The organism is Paenibacillus sp. 1-18, assembly GCF_000520755.1.
Lineage (GTDB): Bacteria > Bacillota > Bacilli > Paenibacillales > Paenibacillaceae > Paenibacillus > Paenibacillus brasilensis.
Window position 1 is genome coordinate 1 of the sequence record NZ_ASSB01000374.1, and the last position, 18144, is coordinate 18144.

19 protein-coding genes, 1 tRNA gene, 1 pseudogene and 1 riboswitch are annotated in these 18144 nt (G+C 45.7%); of the genes and pseudogenes, 14 read left to right on the forward strand and 7 right to left on the reverse strand.

Features of this window, described 5'->3' with window-relative positions; translation table 11 throughout:
• Window positions 1–327: 327 nt before the first annotated feature.
• The 10 genes from guaB to L693_RS0125090 all read left to right on the forward strand — a co-directional run bounded on the left by guaB (window position 328) and on the right by L693_RS0125090 (window position 8783).
• Window positions 328–1785: an IMP dehydrogenase gene (gene guaB / locus L693_RS0125045; RefSeq protein ID WP_025720926.1), complete on the forward strand. Its 1458-nt coding sequence runs from the start codon at window positions 328–330 to the stop codon at window positions 1783–1785.
• Between the two features lie 325 nt (window positions 1786–2110).
• Window positions 2111–3499 carry a D-alanyl-D-alanine carboxypeptidase family protein gene (locus L693_RS0125050; RefSeq protein WP_025720928.1) on the forward strand — a complete coding sequence of 463 codons (1389 nt, stop codon included), beginning with the start codon at window positions 2111–2113 and terminating at the stop codon, window positions 3497–3499.
• A 132-nt stretch (window positions 3500–3631) separates the two neighbouring features.
• The gene (gene pdxS / locus L693_RS0125055) at window positions 3632–4513 is read left to right on the forward strand and encodes a pyridoxal 5'-phosphate synthase lyase subunit PdxS (RefSeq protein ID WP_025720930.1); all 882 of its coding nucleotides are present in this window, start codon (window positions 3632–3634) and stop codon (window positions 4511–4513) included.
• A gap of 17 nt (window positions 4514–4530) precedes the next feature.
• Window positions 4531–5097, forward strand: coding sequence for a pyridoxal 5'-phosphate synthase glutaminase subunit PdxT (gene pdxT / locus L693_RS0125060; RefSeq protein ID WP_025720931.1), 567 nt, complete (start codon window positions 4531–4533; stop codon window positions 5095–5097).
• 38 nt (window positions 5098–5135) lie between these two features.
• Window positions 5136–6419, forward strand: coding sequence for a serine--tRNA ligase (gene serS / locus L693_RS0125065; protein ID WP_025720934.1), 1284 nt, complete (start codon window positions 5136–5138; stop codon window positions 6417–6419).
• Window positions 6420–6508: 89 nt separating this feature from the next.
• Window positions 6509–6597: transfer RNA gene (locus L693_RS0125070), tRNA-Ser, on the forward strand.
• A 144-nt stretch (window positions 6598–6741) separates the two neighbouring features.
• Window positions 6742–7083: a hypothetical protein gene (locus L693_RS0125075; RefSeq protein WP_025720936.1), complete on the forward strand. Its 342-nt coding sequence runs from the start codon at window positions 6742–6744 to the stop codon at window positions 7081–7083.
• Between the two features lie 27 nt (window positions 7084–7110).
• Window positions 7111–7281, forward strand: coding sequence for a hypothetical protein (locus L693_RS30830; RefSeq protein ID WP_007428073.1), 171 nt, complete (start codon window positions 7111–7113; stop codon window positions 7279–7281).
• 71 nt (window positions 7282–7352) lie between these two features.
• Complete coding sequence (locus L693_RS0125085; protein ID WP_025720938.1) at window positions 7353–7508, forward strand: small acid-soluble spore protein P; 156 nt, start codon at window positions 7353–7355, stop codon at window positions 7506–7508.
• 198 nt (window positions 7509–7706) lie between these two features.
• Complete coding sequence (locus L693_RS0125090; RefSeq protein ID WP_025720939.1) at window positions 7707–8783, forward strand: hypothetical protein; 1077 nt, start codon at window positions 7707–7709, stop codon at window positions 8781–8783.
• 110 nt (window positions 8784–8893) lie between these two features.
• Here L693_RS0125090 and L693_RS0125095 read toward each other — a convergent pair whose 3' ends face one another.
• The gene (locus tag L693_RS0125095) at window positions 8894–9460 is read right to left on the reverse strand and encodes a GNAT family N-acetyltransferase (RefSeq protein WP_025720941.1); all 567 of its coding nucleotides are present in this window, start codon (window positions 9458–9460) and stop codon (window positions 8894–8896) included.
• A gap of 87 nt (window positions 9461–9547) precedes the next feature.
• Window positions 9548–10048: a tRNA adenosine(34) deaminase TadA gene (gene tadA / locus L693_RS0125100; protein WP_025720943.1), complete on the reverse strand. Its 501-nt coding sequence runs from the start codon at window positions 10046–10048 to the stop codon at window positions 9548–9550.
• A gap of 328 nt (window positions 10049–10376) precedes the next feature.
• Between tadA and L693_RS0125105 the strand changes: the two genes are divergently transcribed.
• Together L693_RS0125105 and rluF are read left to right on the forward strand one after the other, a co-directional pair.
• Window positions 10377–12653: a PAS domain S-box protein gene (locus L693_RS0125105; protein WP_025720945.1), complete on the forward strand. Its 2277-nt coding sequence runs from the start codon at window positions 10377–10379 to the stop codon at window positions 12651–12653.
• A gap of 51 nt (window positions 12654–12704) precedes the next feature.
• Window positions 12705–13406, forward strand: coding sequence for a 23S rRNA pseudouridine(2604) synthase RluF (gene rluF, locus L693_RS0125110; protein WP_025720947.1), 702 nt, complete (start codon window positions 12705–12707; stop codon window positions 13404–13406).
• 133 nt (window positions 13407–13539) lie between these two features.
• Here the strand turns inward: rluF and motB are convergent, their stop codons facing one another.
• Entirely contained in the window at window positions 13540–14367 is an 828-nt protein-coding gene (motB, locus tag L693_RS0125115) for a flagellar motor protein MotB (RefSeq protein WP_025720949.1), read from the reverse strand.
• Window positions 14360–15154, reverse strand: a complete 795-nt coding sequence (gene motA, locus L693_RS0125120) for a flagellar motor stator protein MotA (protein ID WP_025720951.1) — start codon at window positions 15152–15154, stop codon at window positions 14360–14362. Before motA ends, motB begins: the two co-directional genes overlap by 8 nt.
• A gap of 187 nt (window positions 15155–15341) precedes the next feature.
• Between motA and L693_RS0125125 the strand changes: the two genes are divergently transcribed.
• Window positions 15342–15635 carry a hypothetical protein gene (locus tag L693_RS0125125; RefSeq protein WP_025720952.1) on the forward strand — a complete coding sequence of 98 codons (294 nt, stop codon included), beginning with the start codon at window positions 15342–15344 and terminating at the stop codon, window positions 15633–15635.
• A 114-nt stretch (window positions 15636–15749) separates the two neighbouring features.
• Window positions 15750–16049: a 4a-hydroxytetrahydrobiopterin dehydratase gene (locus tag L693_RS0125130; protein WP_025720954.1), complete on the forward strand. Its 300-nt coding sequence runs from the start codon at window positions 15750–15752 to the stop codon at window positions 16047–16049.
• Window positions 16050–16126: 77 nt separating this feature from the next.
• Here the strand turns inward: L693_RS0125130 and L693_RS0125135 are convergent, their stop codons facing one another.
• The 3 genes and pseudogenes from L693_RS0125135 to L693_RS0125145 form a co-directional block, all read right to left on the reverse strand.
• Window positions 16127–16633: a GNAT family N-acetyltransferase gene (locus L693_RS0125135; protein ID WP_025720956.1), complete on the reverse strand. Its 507-nt coding sequence runs from the start codon at window positions 16631–16633 to the stop codon at window positions 16127–16129.
• 303 nt (window positions 16634–16936) lie between these two features.
• Window positions 16937–17437: a C40 family peptidase gene (locus tag L693_RS0125140; protein WP_025720958.1), complete on the reverse strand. Its 501-nt coding sequence runs from the start codon at window positions 17435–17437 to the stop codon at window positions 16937–16939.
• 5 nt (window positions 17438–17442) lie between these two features.
• Window positions 17443–17580, reverse strand: a riboswitch (cyclic di-AMP (ydaO/yuaA leader).
• A 244-nt stretch (window positions 17581–17824) separates the two neighbouring features.
• A pseudogene (locus tag L693_RS0125145) lies at window positions 17825–18144 on the reverse strand (hypothetical protein); the annotation flags it as partial.

The window sequence follows — 18144 nt, forward strand, 5'->3', positions numbered from 1 at the left end:
TGATCTCATTGAGATCATGATCCTCTTTTGTATATGGTCAAACAATCTATAGGGTCGAATTACTCCTATACTGCTTTCCCAAGTTAGAAATATTCATTTAAATATCGTGATTTATTTGGAAAGACTTATTTATAAAGGATGTCCTTCGTAGGAGTACACTTGTTTGTACAGGGAAATACTAAGGGTTAGAGCTACTGATGAAGGCTTGACACCCCTATACCGCTTTGCTAAGATTGCAATAATATATTTTCAGAGAGCCTTGATTTGTCCATGTCGGACAGACAACAAGACTAATACAGATTAAACATTTGAAGGAGGATCATCTTGGTGTGGGAAGATAAATTCGGTAAGGAAGGCCTTACCTTTGACGATGTTTTGCTGGTACCTCGTAAATCGGAGGTTCTGCCTAAAGAAGTAAGCGTGGCGACCCGTTTAAGTGATAGCGTGAAGTTGAATATTCCTTTGATGAGTGCTGGTATGGATACTGTTACTGAGGCAGTGTTGGCAATCGCGATGGCTCGTGAGGGCGGTATCGGTATTATTCATAAAAATATGTCGATTGAACAGCAAGCAGAAGAGGTGGATCGGGTTAAACGCTCGGAGAGCGGTGTAATCACCAATCCATTTTCATTAAATCCAAACCATTTGGTGTCCGATGCTGAGGCGGTTATGGGGAAATATCGGATTTCCGGTGTACCTATTGTAAATGAAGAAAACAAGTTGGTTGGTATTATTACTAACCGCGATCTTCGCTTTATTCACGATTTTAATCTTAAAATTAGTGAAGTGATGACCAAAGAAGAACTGGTAACTGCACCTGTAGGCACGACTTTACAGGAAGCGGAAGTTATTTTGCAAAAGCATAAAATTGAAAAGCTTCCTTTGGTCGATGATGAGAATTATCTCAAAGGTCTGATAACCATTAAGGATATTGAGAAGGCTATTCAGTTTCCAAACGCAGCGAAAGATGCACAGGGGCGTCTTCTGGTCGGTGCGGCTGTCGGTATTTCCAAAGATACATTTGATCGGACTGAAGCACTTGTAAAAGCTGGCGTGGATGTGATTGTCGTGGATTCTGCTCACGGCCATCATATTAACATCATTGAGGCGGTTCGCAAGCTGCGTAGTGCTTACCCGGATCTGACCATTGTAGCGGGTAATGTAGCTACTGGTGATGGAACACGCGAATTGATTGAAGCAGGGGCTTCGGTTGTAAAAGTCGGTATTGGTCCAGGCTCTATTTGTACAACTCGCGTAATTGCAGGGATTGGTGTTCCACAAGTAACAGCTATTTATGATTGTGCAACCGTGGCACGGGAATATAATATTCCGATTATTGCAGACGGTGGTATTAAATACTCCGGTGAGATTACAAAGGCTATTGCGGCAGGAGCTTCAGCGGTAATGCTGGGAAGTCTTTTTGCGGGGACGGAAGAAAGTCCGGGTGAATCAGAAATTTACCAAGGACGTCGCTTTAAAGTATATCGTGGTATGGGTTCAATGGCTGCGATGAAGCAGGGTAGTAAAGATCGGTATTTCCAGGATGACGATAAAAAGCTGGTACCGGAAGGCATCGAAGGACGTGTTGCTTATAAAGGGCCACTATCTGACACTGTTCATCAGCTATTGGGTGGTCTTCGTTCCGGTATGGGATATTGCGGTACAGCTAATATTGAGGAGCTTCGTAACGATACAAGCTTTATCCGTATTACTGGCGCAGGTCTACGTGAAAGTCATCCGCATGATGTGCAAATTACGAAAGAAGCACCAAACTACTCTTTATAAAGTTCGGCTTTGATAGACTTGACGACAGGCAGAGCGCATTTCGCTCTGCCTGTCTTTTTTTAGAGATACCCCTGTGATAGAATAGACAAGTGTCCGCCATTTTACGGAGTTATTGATAAGGCAAAGACACATCAAGACCCTTGAATGAGTCCATGCTGGATCTAAGATACAAGCAGAGCATGCTCATGGTAGCCCGAACTTAGAAGATGAAATCCAATGAACGATAAGACACTAAACATTAATTACATTGCCTGATAGAGGCTATAACCACCGTCCCGTTATACATAGCGGATCGGGTTGAGGTATGAGAGGAGTTTGTATTCATTTGAAAGCGAACAATCAGAAACAAAATAGTAAACGCAGCATGATTAAGAAAAGCGTAACTGCTGTTATGGCGCTTAATATGATGTATATGTCGGTGTTGCCTGTTGTAGGCAATTTCGATCCGACCGTGGCTACTTTTGCCGCGGGAGCGACAACAGAGGCTACTAAAATCACGGGGACAGGCTCTGTTAACCCACCTAGTCTGGCACTACGTTCGGCCATTCTGATTGAGCCTTCCACAGGGCAGGTGCTGCTGTCCATGAACCCGGATGAGCCGCTCCCGCCTGCCAGTATGACTAAAATGATGACTGAATACATCGTGGCTGAGCAGGTTAAGCAGGGTAAGCTCAAATGGACCGATAAGGTTACTGTCAATGAGAACGCTGCTAAGAGTATCGGATCGCGTATTTTTTTGGCTCAAGGTGATCAACATACGGTAGAAGAGCTTTATATTGCCATGGCGGTAGGTTCTGCTAATGATGCAACAGTAGCCCTTGCCGAACGTGTATCTGGAACGGAGCAGGATTTTGTTAAATTAATGAATGAGACGGCCCAAAAAATGGGCATGAAAAATACGTATTTTATCAATTCAACAGGTTTGGATCGCAAGGATATGCCGAAAGCCTATCAGCCGAACACAGATCGGGAAACTGTAATGACGGCGAGAGATGCAGCAATACTAGCGAGCAACATTATTAAGGACCATCCGGATTACAAACGTTTTACAACGATTCAATCCTATAAATTCCGCCCGACGGACAAGGCGCCCATTGTCAATTACAACTGGATGCTGGAAGCAAACAAAAATATTACCAACTTTAGAAAGTTCGCTTATCCGGGTCTGGATGGAATGAAGACTGGTCATACGACCAACGCGGGTAACTGCTTTACCGGAACAGCCGAACGCAACGGAATGCGGCTTATTAGTGTAGTTATGGGAGCAGACTCTGAACCCCATCGTTTTACAGAGACAGCCAAAGTACTGAACTATGGTTTTGATAATTTTGAAGTGAAACAGGTTGTAGCACCAAAGACAGTAGTGAAGGGTATAGAGAATGTGCCTGTCACCAAAGGTAAAGAAACAGAAGTGCCTGTAGTGACCAAGGATGCAGTAAGTTTCATCGTACCTAAGGGCGCGAGCAATCCTAAGGTGACCTTCACAACGAAAATAACGCCAGCAAGCTCTCTTGTGGCACCGTTGAAGCAAGGGGCAAAAGTCGGAACAATCACGTATACGTATAAAACGGATGGCTCGGATAAAGGCCAGATGAAAACTGTAGATTTGGTAACGGCGACGGCGGTAGAAGAGGGCGGCTGGTTCCGGATGTTGTTCCGGGCAATCGGCGACTTCTTCGGTGATTTGTTCCAGAGCATTAAAAACCTTTTCTAATTTGCTGGAGAAAAAACGATGTGCCTGGTTCCTCATTACCTATTTTTCAGTTAGAAATGATTGTGTATTTGGCGTTTGTGCGGTAAAATATTAAGTTAGAATCTAAACGTAACCCTTACAGGAGGCAACGACATGGAAACGGGAACTTCGCGTGTTAAAAGAGGTATGGCAGAGATGCAAAAAGGCGGCGTGATTATGGATGTCATGAACGCTGAACAAGCTAAAATTGCAGAGGCAGCAGGCGCTACAGCGGTAATGGCTCTTGAACGGGTGCCTTCTGATATTCGTGCAGCTGGTGGGGTTGCCCGCATGGCGGACCCGACGATTGTGGAAGAAGTTATGAAGGTTGTTTCTATTCCTGTTATGGCTAAGGCACGTATCGGTCATTTTGTGGAGGCAAAGGTGCTGGAATCTCTCGGTGTCGACTATCTCGATGAGAGTGAAGTACTGACACCTGCGGATGAAGTTTTCCATATCGATAAGCGGGAGTTCACTGTTCCATTTGTTTGTGGAGCTAAGGATCTGGGAGAAGCACTGCGTCGTATCGGCGAAGGCGCATCTATGATTCGTACAAAGGGTGAGCCTGGGACAGGGAATATTGTTGAAGCTGTTCGACATATGCGTTTTATCAACGGACAAATTCGGAAGGTGCAAAACCTGTCGAAGGACGAGCTGTATGCAGAAGCGAAAAACCTCGGTGTTGCTTACGAATTGCTGCTGGAAGTGCATGAGCACGGTAAGCTGCCAGTAGTTAATTTTGCAGCGGGTGGCGTAGCAACGCCTGCTGATGCCGCATTGATGATGCATTTGGGTGCAGATGGTGTCTTCGTGGGTTCGGGAATTTTCAAATCGGACAGCCCTGAGAAATTCGCGAGAGCAATCGTGGAAGCAACCACTCATTATACGGACTATAAGCTGATTGCAGAAGTATCGAAGAATTTGGGTACTCCTATGAAGGGCATTGAAATTTCCAAGCTGGCACCGCATGAACGCATGCAGGATCGTGGCTGGTAAGGAAAGAAGGGACCCGCATGAAAATAGGAGTATTGTCGCTGCAAGGTGCTGTGGCTGAGCATATACGTAGTATTGAATGTGCAGGTGCTGAAGGTGTGACGGTGAAAAAGATCGAACAGCTCAATGAGCTGTCCGGTCTTATCATTCCTGGCGGTGAAAGCACAACCATCGGCAAGCTAATGCGCAAGTATGAATTTATAGATGCTATACGTCAGTTTTCCGATCAAGGTAAGCCTATATTCGGTACCTGCGCGGGATTGATCGTGCTGGCCAAAAAAATTCAAGGGCAGGAAGAAGCACACTTGGGACTGATGGATATTACAGTATCGCGTAATGCCTTTGGTCGCCAACGAGAAAGCTTTGAAACAGACTTGAATATTAAAGGGATTGAGCAGCCGGTTCGTGCTGTGTTTATACGCGCGCCGTTAATCATGTCTGTTGGAACAGGAGTAGACGTGCTGTCTGAGTACAACGGTGAGATCGTAGCGGCCCGTCAGGGGCATTTGCTGGCTTCATCCTTTCATCCGGAATTAACAGACGATTACCGATTACATCAGTATTTCGTGGATATGGTCCGCGAATAGCGCGGCAAGTCAGGTTTGTAGTGTAGGAGGGATTACCTGTGTTAGATATAAAGATTTTGCGTAATGAGCTTGGTCGGGTTGAAAAGGCTTTACAGAACAGGGGCAAATCGCTGGATCTGATTAATGGTTTTACAGATTTGGATGTAAGCCGTCGTGAGCTGCTTCAGGAAAGTGAAGCGCTCAAAAATCGTCGGAATGTCGTATCCGGTGAAGTAGCCAAGTTGAAAAAGAACAAGGAAAATGCGGATGATCTTATTGCTGAAATGCGTCAGGTCTCCGATCGTATTAAAGAATTGGATGATCAAGTACGCGAGCTGGAGGTTCAGATCGACGAACTGGTGATGTCCATCCCGAATATCCCCAATGACACAGTGCCTGTAGGCACCTCGGAAGAGGATAATGTAGAAATCCGTCGCTGGTCGGAGCCGCTTGAGTTTTCTTTTACGCCCAAAGCGCATTGGGAGCTGGCACAGAATCTGGATATTCTTGATTTCGAGGCCGCAGCTAAGGTGACGGGTTCCCGCTTTACGTTCTACAAAGGTTTGGGAGCGCGACTGGAGCGCGCATTGATTAACTTTATGATGGATTTGCACAGCAGTGAACATGGTTATGAAGAAATGCTTCCTCCATACATTGTTAATCGCGACAGTCTGTATGGAACAGGACAGCTTCCAAAGTTTGAAGAGGATTTGTTCAAACTGCGTGATACCGAGTATTATCTCATTCCTACAGCTGAAGTTCCGGTAACGAACTATCACCGCGAAGAGATTATGAACGCAGAGCAGCTTCCAAAATATTATGTGGCATATAGCTCTTGTTTCCGCTCAGAGGCAGGATCGGCAGGACGGGATACGCGTGGTTTGATTCGCCAGCATCAGTTCAATAAGGTAGAGATGCTCAAGCTGGTTCACCCGGACACCTCTTACGAGGAACTGGAGAAAATGACGAATGATGCTGAGCGTGTTCTACAGCTGCTTGGTCTTCCATATCGCGTGCTGGCACTTTGCACTGGGGATATGGGCTTTACGTCTGCCAAAACGTACGACTTGGAAGTGTGGTTGCCTGAGAGCGGCATGTACCGCGAAATTTCTTCGTGCTCTAACACGGAAGACTTCCAGGCGCGTCGTGCGAACATCCGGTTTCGTCCAGATTCGAAAGCGAAGCCTGAATTTGTACATACGCTGAACGGTTCAGGATTGGCTGTAGGGCGCACGGTGGCTGCTATTTTGGAAAATTATCAGCAGGAAGACGGAAGCATTGTGATCCCTGAAGTGCTGCGTCCATACATGCGTGGTGTCGAGGTAATTACCCCCAAACAGTAGGCATTGCATTTGTAGAAATTCTGTGGTAAAATAATTTTGTTGCGCCTGAGTTAGTTTTAAAAGGAAGCAACTTGATCCATTTACCACCTGGAGAGGTACCGAAGCGGTCATAACGGGGCGGTCTTGAAAACCGTTAGAGTGCAAGCTCACATGGGTTCGAATCCCATCCTCTCCGCCATATTATAAAATAACCAAGCCATTTAAATACGATAGCTGGTACATTAGCCTTTAGGCGCTATGAATCAGGAATCGTGGTGAATGGCTTTTTTGTTGTATAAAAAGCCTGCTTTTTTCACACGTTATCAGATGTGGAGGTGCTGGCATGAATCGAGAAATGACAGTAGATCAGCAGAAACTGGTAGAAGCTTGGCAGGAACAGCTGCCGATTCTTTTGAATTCAGGAGATAAAGCACAGGTGCAGGCAGATGAAGCAGACAGCCGGACTATACGAATCCACATTGAGGTAGAAGGCCGACAAATGTACTCCTTCGACTTTGCATGCACCTATGTAGATTCCCGAGAAGTGCAGGTTAACTTGGTCGATGTAGAACGAGATGGGAAGACTGTGGATGAGCGCACAGATATCATCCAACAGCTGGTGTCTGATTACACGCGGCACATTCACCAATGTGCTCAGACGTTACAGTCGTTAACGCATTCGTAGTCATGAAGGGATAAGGGGGAAGACTATATGACGAAAGCCAAAAATGGTTTGGATAAGAACCTGTCTAACATTGTAGATGATTTGGAGCAGCGTCCAGTTAATAGCCATCAGGCACAGCAAGTGCAGCAGGATCGTAATGACCGCCGTCATCAGGATTCACTAAATCACGATAAGACAGAAGATCTGCACCATCTATAGTCCTATTTTAAATGGTAATAAACAGATTTTCTAATGTGTCAGAGTATAGACTGAGAACGGAGGATGCATAAATGAGCAAGCCTAAAGCTATTCCTGTTCCCGAAGCACAGGATTCTGGTGGAGGAAACGAAAGACGTGAGCGTAATCATCAACAAGAGCCATTGTCTGGTTCTAAAAAGGTGAAACAACGAAATCACGTCGATCACCACAACAGAGAAGGGTCTTAAGCAGTTAGACTTTTTTCCTAAAAATATATTGCATGATAAGTACACCCTGGTTAGAGAGCCAGGGTGTCTTTGTGCTTATTGCAAGAAAATTTTCCAATAAGTGTTCCGTTGTCTGTGAAAATGCGGTAAAATAGGGGGTGTGTATTTTTTGATTAGTATTATAAAAGGGGTTAATTACGAGAGGAGAGAATCTACACAATGAGTAAAAAGTTATCCGTCTTGGTACTCACTATGGTGTTGCTTTTGATGGTAGCCCTGGTAGGTTGTAGCAAGAAGTTAGAGCCGAAGGAAGCTGTTACGACCGGTACTGCAAATGCAATGAAGTTGAACTCTTATGAATCCAAAAGTCAATTTACCGTTAAGGATCTGACAATTTCATCCGCTACTCTACCAAGTCAACAAAGTGCAATGATAACCAGTATGCTGAAAAATGCAGACATTACGCTGGATGGTGTGTATCAAAAAGAACCTTTGCAATCTGAAATGACGCTGGGCATTCATTTGAAAGGTGATCTTTCCACCAGCTTCACGATCCCAATGGTTATGACCAAAGATAAATTGTATGTTAAAATTCCGAATATTCCATTCTACCCGCTTCCACAGGATGTAGTGGGTAAATTCCTGATTATTGATCCACAAGAACTGGCTAAGAAATCCGGACAAGAATTTAACCCTGCAACGATGGATCAGGAAAAATCGCAAAAATTTGCGAACGAAGTGATCGCAGCGATTATGGGCGAGTATGACCAAGCTACGTATTTCTTTGATATTGATCCTAAGGATGCTAAATTGCCACAAGGCGTTGAAGCTAAACAAGTGGTTCAATTCAAAATTACGAACGACAATGTGAAGCAAGCTGTCGATACATTTGTTACTAAGGCGCTTCCGAAAGTCCTGGATATCATGTCCAAAGACGAATATGCTGGTATGCTTCAAGTGAAGAAGGAAGAACTGGCTGAAGCGAAGAAAGAACTGCAATCCAACACCAGTGAAGTTAGCAAAAAACTCGATGAGTTGAAAAACTATTTGACGGTGAAACAATTCGACATTAACACGGCTTTGAACAAGGATAACATTCCTGTGTATCAAGACCTGAATGCGAATGTGGAGATGAATGATCCGGCTACAAAAGACAATGTGAAATTGTCTGTAACAGGCTACACGCAATATAGCAAAATCAATGAAAAAGCAACATTTAAAGTGGGTATTCCAACAAGCGACCAAGTGTTGACTATAGAACAACTGCAACAAAAAATGCAAACTGTCGCTCCTTAAGTATAGAATGCAGTCTTGCAAGGCAGCATTCATCATGTGATGTAAGAAACCGCTCGGCTTAACGCCGGGCGTTTTTTTGTCTACTGCTATATTAGCCCCTGTACAGTCATTTAGGTCTGCCACACGTCATCCTCAGCTAGAAGTGCGAACATCTGGTGATCCTGCCAAGTGCCCTGAATTTGTACCAGCTTGCGGGCAATACCTTCCGGCTGGAAGCCGCATTTTTCCAATACGCGCTGTGAGCGAACATTATGCAAGAGAGTACCCGCCTGAAGACGGTGCAGGGAGAGCGAACGGAAGGCATATTGTATGATCAGCTTCAGGGCAGCGGTCATATGACCTCGACCCTGTTCATGCTGATCTATCATGTAGCCGATATCGGCAAATTGTCCAGCTCCACGTACCAGATTGGAAATGGAGATATATCCGATGAGCCGCTCTTCCTTTAAGAGAAAGATACCGAACATGTACCCTCGATCCTCTTCGGTTTGAAGCAGCTTTTGCCGGGTGTAGTCCTGCTGCTTCTCTAATGTGAAAAATGACTCCTCGTAAAGCGGCTCGTACGGCGCACATGACTCCCTGTTTCGCATTCTAAGGGCGAGAAGGGATTCACTGTCCTTCAAGCCTATTGGCCGTAAAAAGATACCTTGATGCGTGTTATACAAGCTCATGGGCATAGCTGATCTCCTTCCATAGGGAATTCGCAATCAGATGTAAAACGACTGATCGCGGTTGTGTGGGAGTAAGTGCTTCGGATTTCATCCTTAGGATGAAGGAGGAGGAGAAGACAACTTCGCAGCCGCTCTCTTTTGTCGGAGATTTCGGAAGAAATTCGTCAGCAATGAGGCGCATTCCTCTTGGAGGACACCACTGGTCACCTCTGTGCAATGATTGAACCGAGGCTCCTGTAATAAATTCATCAGTGTGCCTGCGCAGCCAGCCTTGGGATCTGTAGTGCCATATATCAAGTGAGGAATCCTTGACTGCACAATGGCTCCGGCACACATTGGACACGGCTCCAAAGTGACATACAGTCTGCAATCCAGCAGACGCCAAGCACCCAGATGTTCACTAGCCTGACGAATAGCAATAATCTCTGCATGTGCTGTCGGATCAGCGTCAGTCTCACGCAAATTATAGCCACGGCCTATGATTTCGTTATCTTTTACGATGACAGCTCCAATGGGTACCTCACCCAACGCTTCTGCCTTGTACGCTTCCTGAATGGCTTCTTTCATCCAATAGGCGTGATCCATAATGGTCACTGGGAAAATGCTCCTCTCAAACGCGGAATTATCCAACGAACAAATATTCCGTTGTTAACATGATGTGAATAAAATTGTGGATAACACCACACTTGTCCACAGACATACCCACAGTTAATAATAAAACCTGTGTATTTGTGGATTACTTGTGGATGATTATCTGATTATATTGTAGGCAAACGCCCCTGTGTTGACAACACTATACACTTGGTATGTATTTATGTATATCCGGGAAATGTAAATGCTGGTATCACGGGCGTTATTACGGTATCATTGAGTTAGCAATTGCCAGTAATCGCCAGCATACGGCAAGAGGTGAGAATTTAGTGTGTCGATAAAAATCAGAATAACGATTATTTTGTCGGGGTCAGTCCTGTTTATCCTTTTATTAAATATCGCACTTAATTATTATACGACCCACGAAAATCTAAGAAGTGACAGTGAAACAAAAATGGTTCTGACGGCTAAAATCATCGGAGGAGCCATCGAACAAACTCGGCATAGCTGGGAGGCGGTTGACAAACAGCTCGGATACAATCTGTGGCTTTCTGCCACGTTGGCTGCCAATCAACTAGATCCTGACATCCAAAAAATTCAGCAGAAACAGCTTCAACAGATGGCCACACTCCATAGGGATATTAACATTTCCTTGATGATTCGCGATGGGGAGGGGTATAGGGTTGTCAAATCCTCCAATCCCAAAGAATTAACGTCTTCCGAACCATTGAATGGACATTGGAAAAATGCAGTCGACCAATTGTATGAGCATGGACAGGCTAGAATGACGCAAGGACAGAACTTGGACCATTTTTGGACCGGATCGTTTGATTACACAGGTTTAGACGCCTCACATATTAATAAATGGGGATTTTATTATGACCAAAAACGTAACTACTTAATTCGAATTTCCTTTCAGGATACTTCAGTGCAAGATTTCGAATCCATCCTAAGCCCTGATGAGATCGTAAAGCAGACTCAGCAAGTGGATTATCGCATTATGGAGATTACAGGAATTAACCCTGCAACCTTTGGTGGCGCTACGATGGACAAGAACGGTAACGATTGGAAATACTATTATATGTACAATAAACCGATCCAGTTCGGCACGTATCAACTCACTAGAGTGCAGGAGGACCGTTTGGCTGTGTCCAGAGCTATTCTCTCAGGGGAGAGTATTGTACAAGATTGTTATATTAAAGGCCAGCGGGTTCTCGTCAGCTACATACCTTTTTATCCGACTAACCGTGAAGCCTATGTCATTCGAATTGTTATGAATTATGATACGATCACCTCTGTTATTTCTAAACAATTGATTAGTTTAATTGCCATTTCCATTGTCCTCTTGGAGGTTGTCATTATTGGCAGCTACGTGCTAGCCAGTCTGTTCATCCGTCCCATTCAGTCCATTCTGGAGAAGGTGAACGAGATGGCCGATGGACAATTTGATACACGGCTAGAGATTAAGGGTGGTCATGAGCTTGCACGGCTGGGTGAGCGGATCAACGCGATGGCCTACAACCTGGGTATGTATACACGGAGACTCGAACAGATGTATGAGGAGAACCGTTCTGTAAAGGAGCACCTGGAATCGATTATTAATCAGACAGCGGATGCGATTCTTGTGACCGATCAGGACGATCGTGTCGTTCGGGTTAATCATGCTTTTGAAGCTTTATACGGCTGGACCAAGAAGGAATTGGTTGGACGCAAGCTGGAATTTGTACCTCCACAGCAACAGGAGGAGTATGAATTGCAGAAAGAAAGCCTCCTTCAGGGTGAAAGCGTCGTGTCCAATGAGACCCTTAGAATGCGCAAGGATGGAAGTACAGTAGAGATTAGTATGAGCACGTCGCCCATTATGGATGAGGGAGGCGAAATTTTGGGATTTATCAGCGTTTCGCGTGATATTACAGGGCGCAACCGGATGGAGGAACTGCTGCGCAGATCTGAGAAACTGACGACAGTAGGACAACTGGCGGCAGGCGTGGCGCACGAGATTCGTAATCCGCTGACCACGCTGCGTGGCTTTCTCCAGCTGCAGCAGCAAAATCAAGTGCTGAATTTGAAGCACAATGATATTATGATGTCTGAACTGGATCGCATTAATTTGATCGTCAGCGAGTTTTTAATATTGGCGAAGCCACAGGCCGTGCATTTTCAGAAAAAAGATGTTCGATATATTGTGAGTGATGTCATTTCGTTGCTTGATAGTCAGGCGCATCTGCTGGGTATTGTGTTTAACCTTCAGGTCACAGAGGAGCCTGCTCTTGTATACGCTGAAGAAAATCAGTTAAAACAGGTATTCATTAATTTACTTAAAAATAGTATGGAAGCTATGAGTAAAGGTGGTATGATCACGATTCGTTTGTTCTTGGAGGGAGAAAACGTTAAAATCTTCATACGGGATCAGGGGACAGGGATTCCCGCAGAAATGCTGTCCAAGCTGGGCGAGCCTTTTTTCACCAACAAAGAAACAGGTACAGGACTCGGACTTATGGTCAGTCAGCGTATTATACAGAGTCATAAAGGCACACTGGATATTGAAAGCACAGAGGGAGAGGGAACGACAGCCCTTGTGCAGCTTCCGATTGCCAAGCCTGAGTAACGGGACAGGACGCAGGAGGAAACGTGATAGTAGAAATGGAGGGTACACAGGTTGCGCATTAACAAGTTTATCAGCGAAACCGGCTTTTGCTCGCGTCGTGAGGCGGACAAGCTGGTAGAGAGCGGCCGCGTGACGATTAACGGTGAAGTGGCAGTGCTGGGCAGTCAAGCGGAGGAAGGCGATGACGTTCGCGTGAACGGCAAGCCATTACGCGAGAAGTCCAATCATGTATATATTGCATTGAACAAGCCGGTGGGAATAACCAGCACAACAGAAAGTCATATTAGAGGCAATATTGTTGATTTTGTGGGGCACCCGCAGCGGATATTCCCAATCGGACGTCTGGACAAGGATTCGGAAGGTCTCATTTTACTTACCAATGATGGAGACATTGTGAATAGGATTTTACGGGCAGAGGGCAAGCATGAGAAGGAATATATTGTTACGGTGGATCGTCCCGTCACATTATCTTTTGTGCAGGGGATGTCCAGTGGTGTGAAAATACTCGGCCAGCGGACACTGCCCTGTGAGGTGACGCGTGTATCAGAGCATGTATTCCGTATTATTCTGACGGAAGGGAAAAATCGTCAAATTCGGCGGATGTGTGCGGCTTTCGGCTATGAAGTCCAAAAGCTGCAGCGCCTGCGGATTATGAATATTCGGTTGGGATCGCTCCAGAAAGGCGCCTGGCGTGACCTCACAGAGGCTGAAAAGCAGGAGCTTGGCCAGATGCTCGATTATACGCTTAGCTAAGCCAGAGGGGCTTCTCATGGCCTACAGATCATGATCGTCGTATAGGACAGGGCAGCTACAGGATTCGCTAAACCAAAGGCACCAGCTGCATTAAAAATGCGGCGGTGCCTTTGCTCATATAACATATGCATGATCAACCTTCACTCGCACTTGAGGTAGGGCTAATAACTTGTGTACCGTTCTGATATTTGCGGAGAACGGAAATCTCAACACGGCGGTTTTTAGCGCGTCCTTGTCCATCTTGATTGCTGGCTATTGGACGATACTCGCCATAACCGATAGATACAAACTTGGTTGGGTCGAGCTGCGTATTGAGTAACAAAATTCGCAAGAAATTCAGTGAGCGCTTGGCGCTCAAATCAAAGTTGGACGGAAACTGGCTGTTGGAGATAGGGACATTATCTGTATGACCCGATACGATAACATCATAGCCAGGAAACTGCTGAAGCATGCTGGAAATGGACTTAGCCAGCTTTCTCGCCTCCGGCTTTACTTCGGCCTGTCCTGATGCAAACAAAGCATTATCGCTAATTGTGATCATCAGCTGAGATTGGTTCAGTTTGGTATTCAGCAGAGTAGTCAGGCCGTTATTTTGAATGTATTGATCCATTTGCTTTTTAAGCTTTTTCAAATCTTCTTCTTCCCGCTGGGCAAGCTGTTTTTGCAATTCAGAAGTGGAAGTAGCTTTAGATTTTACGGGTTGGGTTACCTGTTCTTTATTTTTCCCCATATCCATCGATTGTGACGACGGGTTAGCAGCCGATTGATCCAGTATGCCGGTACCACCGTTAAAGGCTGCAGTCAAGGATTGAGCCATCGTTTCGAATTTTTTGGCATCAAGCGAGCTCATACCGAATAAGACGATGAATAATGCGAGCAGAAGGGTCATCAAGTCGGAATATGGCAACAGCCAGCTTTCGTCTGCATGTTCTTCATGCGGTTCATGTCTTTTTTTACTCACTGGAGTCGCCATCCTTCTGGGCCATACTAGCGCGTTCGGTAGGAGTTAAGAAGATCGCCAGCTTTTGGCTTATGGCAATAGTCGAGATGCCCGATTGAATCGAAAGCAAGCCTTCGACCATCATCAGCTTCAACTCAACCTCTTTTTTGGAAAGTCGTTTCAGTTTATTTGACATCGGATGCCAAAGGACATAACCGGTAAAAATACCAAGCAACGTTGCAATAAAGGCTGCAGCGATGGCGTGAGACAGTTTTTCCATGTTACTAAGGTCGGCCAAGGCCGCAATCAGACCTACGACCGCACCGAGTACCCCCAGAGTAGGAGCGTACATCCCGGCTTGGGAGAAAATCAGCGCGCCGGCGCGATGTCTGTCTTCGGTAGCGTTAATGTCTTCCATTAGCACATCGCGTACGAATTCCTGATCATTACCATCAATGATCATACGCATACCTGTACGCATAAAGGGATCGTCGATCTCTTCGACCTTGGATTCCAGCGCGAGCAGACCTTCACGACGGGTAATCGATGCCCAATCGGTAAACGTGCTGATGAGCTCCTTGCGATCCAGCAGTTTCTGCTGGGTGAAAATAATTTTAAACAGCTTAGGTACCCGTTTAAGTTCTTCCATCGGAAAAGCCATGAATATACTCGCTGACGTTCCGACAAAAATAATCATGTAAGCAGCGGGATTGTTGACCAAGTTGACGACTGGCGCGCCCTTTAGGATCATCCCGACGACCAGTGACACAATCCCGAGCACAAGTCCAATAATGGTTGAAATTTGCATGATACACCTCATCCATGAGAATAGATTTTGAATCCTTTCATGCCGCCGGGGTCGTCCATGCCCCAAGCGCGTCATTATGAGACGGATTATAGTATTTATCGACAAAACTCTCTTTTTTGTTAAGGGTGAATTTCCGGTATAATAAGGTGACTATGTAATGAATGGCGGAAGAATTGGAGGAAAACGCATGGGAGTGAAGCATGGGCGGGAGTATGAACAAATTTTGAACGAATTGGCAGAGGCTGTAGGTCGCATTCCGGACAGCTATGAATTTTTCGAAATGGATGCATTGGATTGGGACAAGCTGGACCCAGTGGGACGTCAGGAGGTCAACGAGGCGTTGGCGGAGGATCTGTTTTATGCACTGGGCACAGAGCCTGTAATTACTGTAGGCAGCGGCGTTGTGATCTATGAGTCAGAGCAGCATCGGATTTATGTTCTCATTGGAGAAGAGGAGCTAACGTCGGTCCCTTTAATTTGAGGGCCGTCTTATGGATTTATCAGCGGGGCCGTGGTAATATGTACACCACTATATCGTAGTTTTAGCCGTACAAGCGGCTGAAAGGCTTCCGTATAAATGGAGAGGAGTCGTAACATGCCTTTTACACAAGAAGAGATTGAAGCACATCTGAAGAAACTGGAGGGCTGGGAGCTGGAGGAAGGACGTTGGATCGTTCGAAAATATAATTTTTCCAGTTTTATGAAAGGGATTGCATTCGTGGATGAGGTTGCTGCTATATCTGAAGCATTCAATCATCATCCGTTTATTACGATTGATTACAAGACCGTGACTTTGCGTTTGACCTCATGGGATGATGGCGGTATTATGGCCGTGGATACTAAGGAAGCCCAACAATATAATGAAGCTTTTGAGAAAATGCGCAGCAGTCATTAAGTGTGTAATGATCTGCTGTATGATGATAAAGGCGCCTTCGCTATACAACAGAGAGTTGTATGCCGAAGGCGCTTTTATCATAGAACCCGGCTCTGGTGGTCGGGATGATATACCATACAATGAAACGGCTTTTTGCCATCGGGAGTCTGTCGTTCATAGGTATCTGTAATCTTAAACCCGGCTGCCTTATAGGCCCGGATGGCGCGCCCATTCCAGGTGAGCACCTCCAGATCAATTTCGTTCTGCGGATTGCGCCGTCTGGCTTCCTCAGCAATCGCTCGGACAAAATCAGAGCCTCTGCCTTGTCCGCATCTGTCGGGATGCATTCCAAGACCCAGCCGGGTTACACCAACCATCGGGAAATATTGCGCAAATCCCGTCAGCTTGCTCTCCTCATCCAGTACGGCAACATATTGCTCTTGCCGAAGTGTGGGATTTCCAAATTCGACTTCCAGCGCCTTCATTTGTTCCCAGGGTAGCCAGCCGTAGATATTGTAGGGTGGATCATAGCGCCATTCACAGATCGCAGCCGCCTGATGCTCGTCCATCGGTACGACCCGGAAGTTTGATATTGAGGCAGGCATATATTAGACATCCTCCTTTTGCAGGTGCTTAAATTATTAACAACAGATTGTAGACAAGCTACAAAGGAATGGCAAGCGTGTTTATTTTTTCTCCAAGTCGGGTATACATTCAGTAAGAAGGTATTGCTGTTCATATGCTTCCCCTCATGAAGGTAAAACCGACGATGTTCGCCAAAATTGAAACCTTTTGAGGTGTCATTTCGTCAGTAATAATACCATTTGCTGATGTTGGGGACATAAAAAACCGCAATTCGATTCTGGCCAGAATCAAATTGCGGCTAAGGTTAGCTTGCTGTGCGTCAGTTATTCTACGTTATCGTCATCAGGAATTTCAGAAGCTACGGCGTGGTAATCGTCTGTGCTCATAATTCTTTTTGCACCGACAAAACGGTTAGCGTAATAATTTTCGTTCAGTGAGCTAACTACTACACCACGTGAAGACGAGGAGTGGGCAAATTTCCCTTCACCTACGAAGATACCTACATGGGAAATGCCTCTCCCTGTGGTGTTAAAGAACACCAGGTCCCCAGGTCTCATTTCATCGGGGGATACGGAAGATCCCATTTTGAATTGTGATCCAGATTGATGCGGCAATTTAATTCCCAGTTTGTTAAATACATACATTGTGAAGCCGGAGCAATCGAACCCTTCGAGTGTAGTGCCTCCGCTTCTGTAGCTTGTTCCTTTGGCATCCTGGATGATCTGGTCCATCTTAGAGTCTGCGTATGCACTGCCTCCGCCGAATGTAAAAGATGTAAAGGCAATGGCAAGACCCATAGCTGCGATCGTTAGCTTCTTCTTCAAAAAAAATATACCCCTTCCAATGCCTGCGAGGTTAGCTTAAGGATTCGGTAGAAGGTTCCCCTATGACCACTCTGTTGCGAGATCAATTCACCCAAACTGGTTCCCCCGCTTCCTAGGTGCCAGGAATTAGGCTTAACTTATGATGTGCACCTTGGAGAGCAGTATTCACGATAACGAGCTTTTGAGATAAAAGTTACAATAAAGATTACAAAGTTGTTACTATCAGTTCACTGCGATTATTGTAACAAAGTCGGCTGGCTTTGGCAAATGTTTCTTCACAAAAAGCTACAAAAAAATCTGCTCCTGATACCTCAGGAACAGATTTTGTTAAAAGCATTCAGTTAGGTGCCGTTTGCACAGGGATAAGAAGTAGTTTGTCAACAGAGCTCAGCCTCTGCCGGAAATATCGGAATGCCACAGCCGGTATTGCGAGCTGATGTGCCACAGCCTGACCAGACTGGTAACAAAATGATACGATTGCTGGAGAATAAGTGCCAGTATTCCCGTCCAAATCATCGCCACGGTGCCGAATAGAGCGAAGACAAGCAGCACACCAGCGCCCAGCAGAAGTGATATGCCAACGGCCGGGAGGATCTGGCGAAAAAAGGTAAGCAGGGACGAGAGTATGGCGTGACCCCCGACGGTGCCCAGCTGCATGTACAGGATGCACTGCCGGATGAACCAGCCGTAGGCAATCCATCCGATGG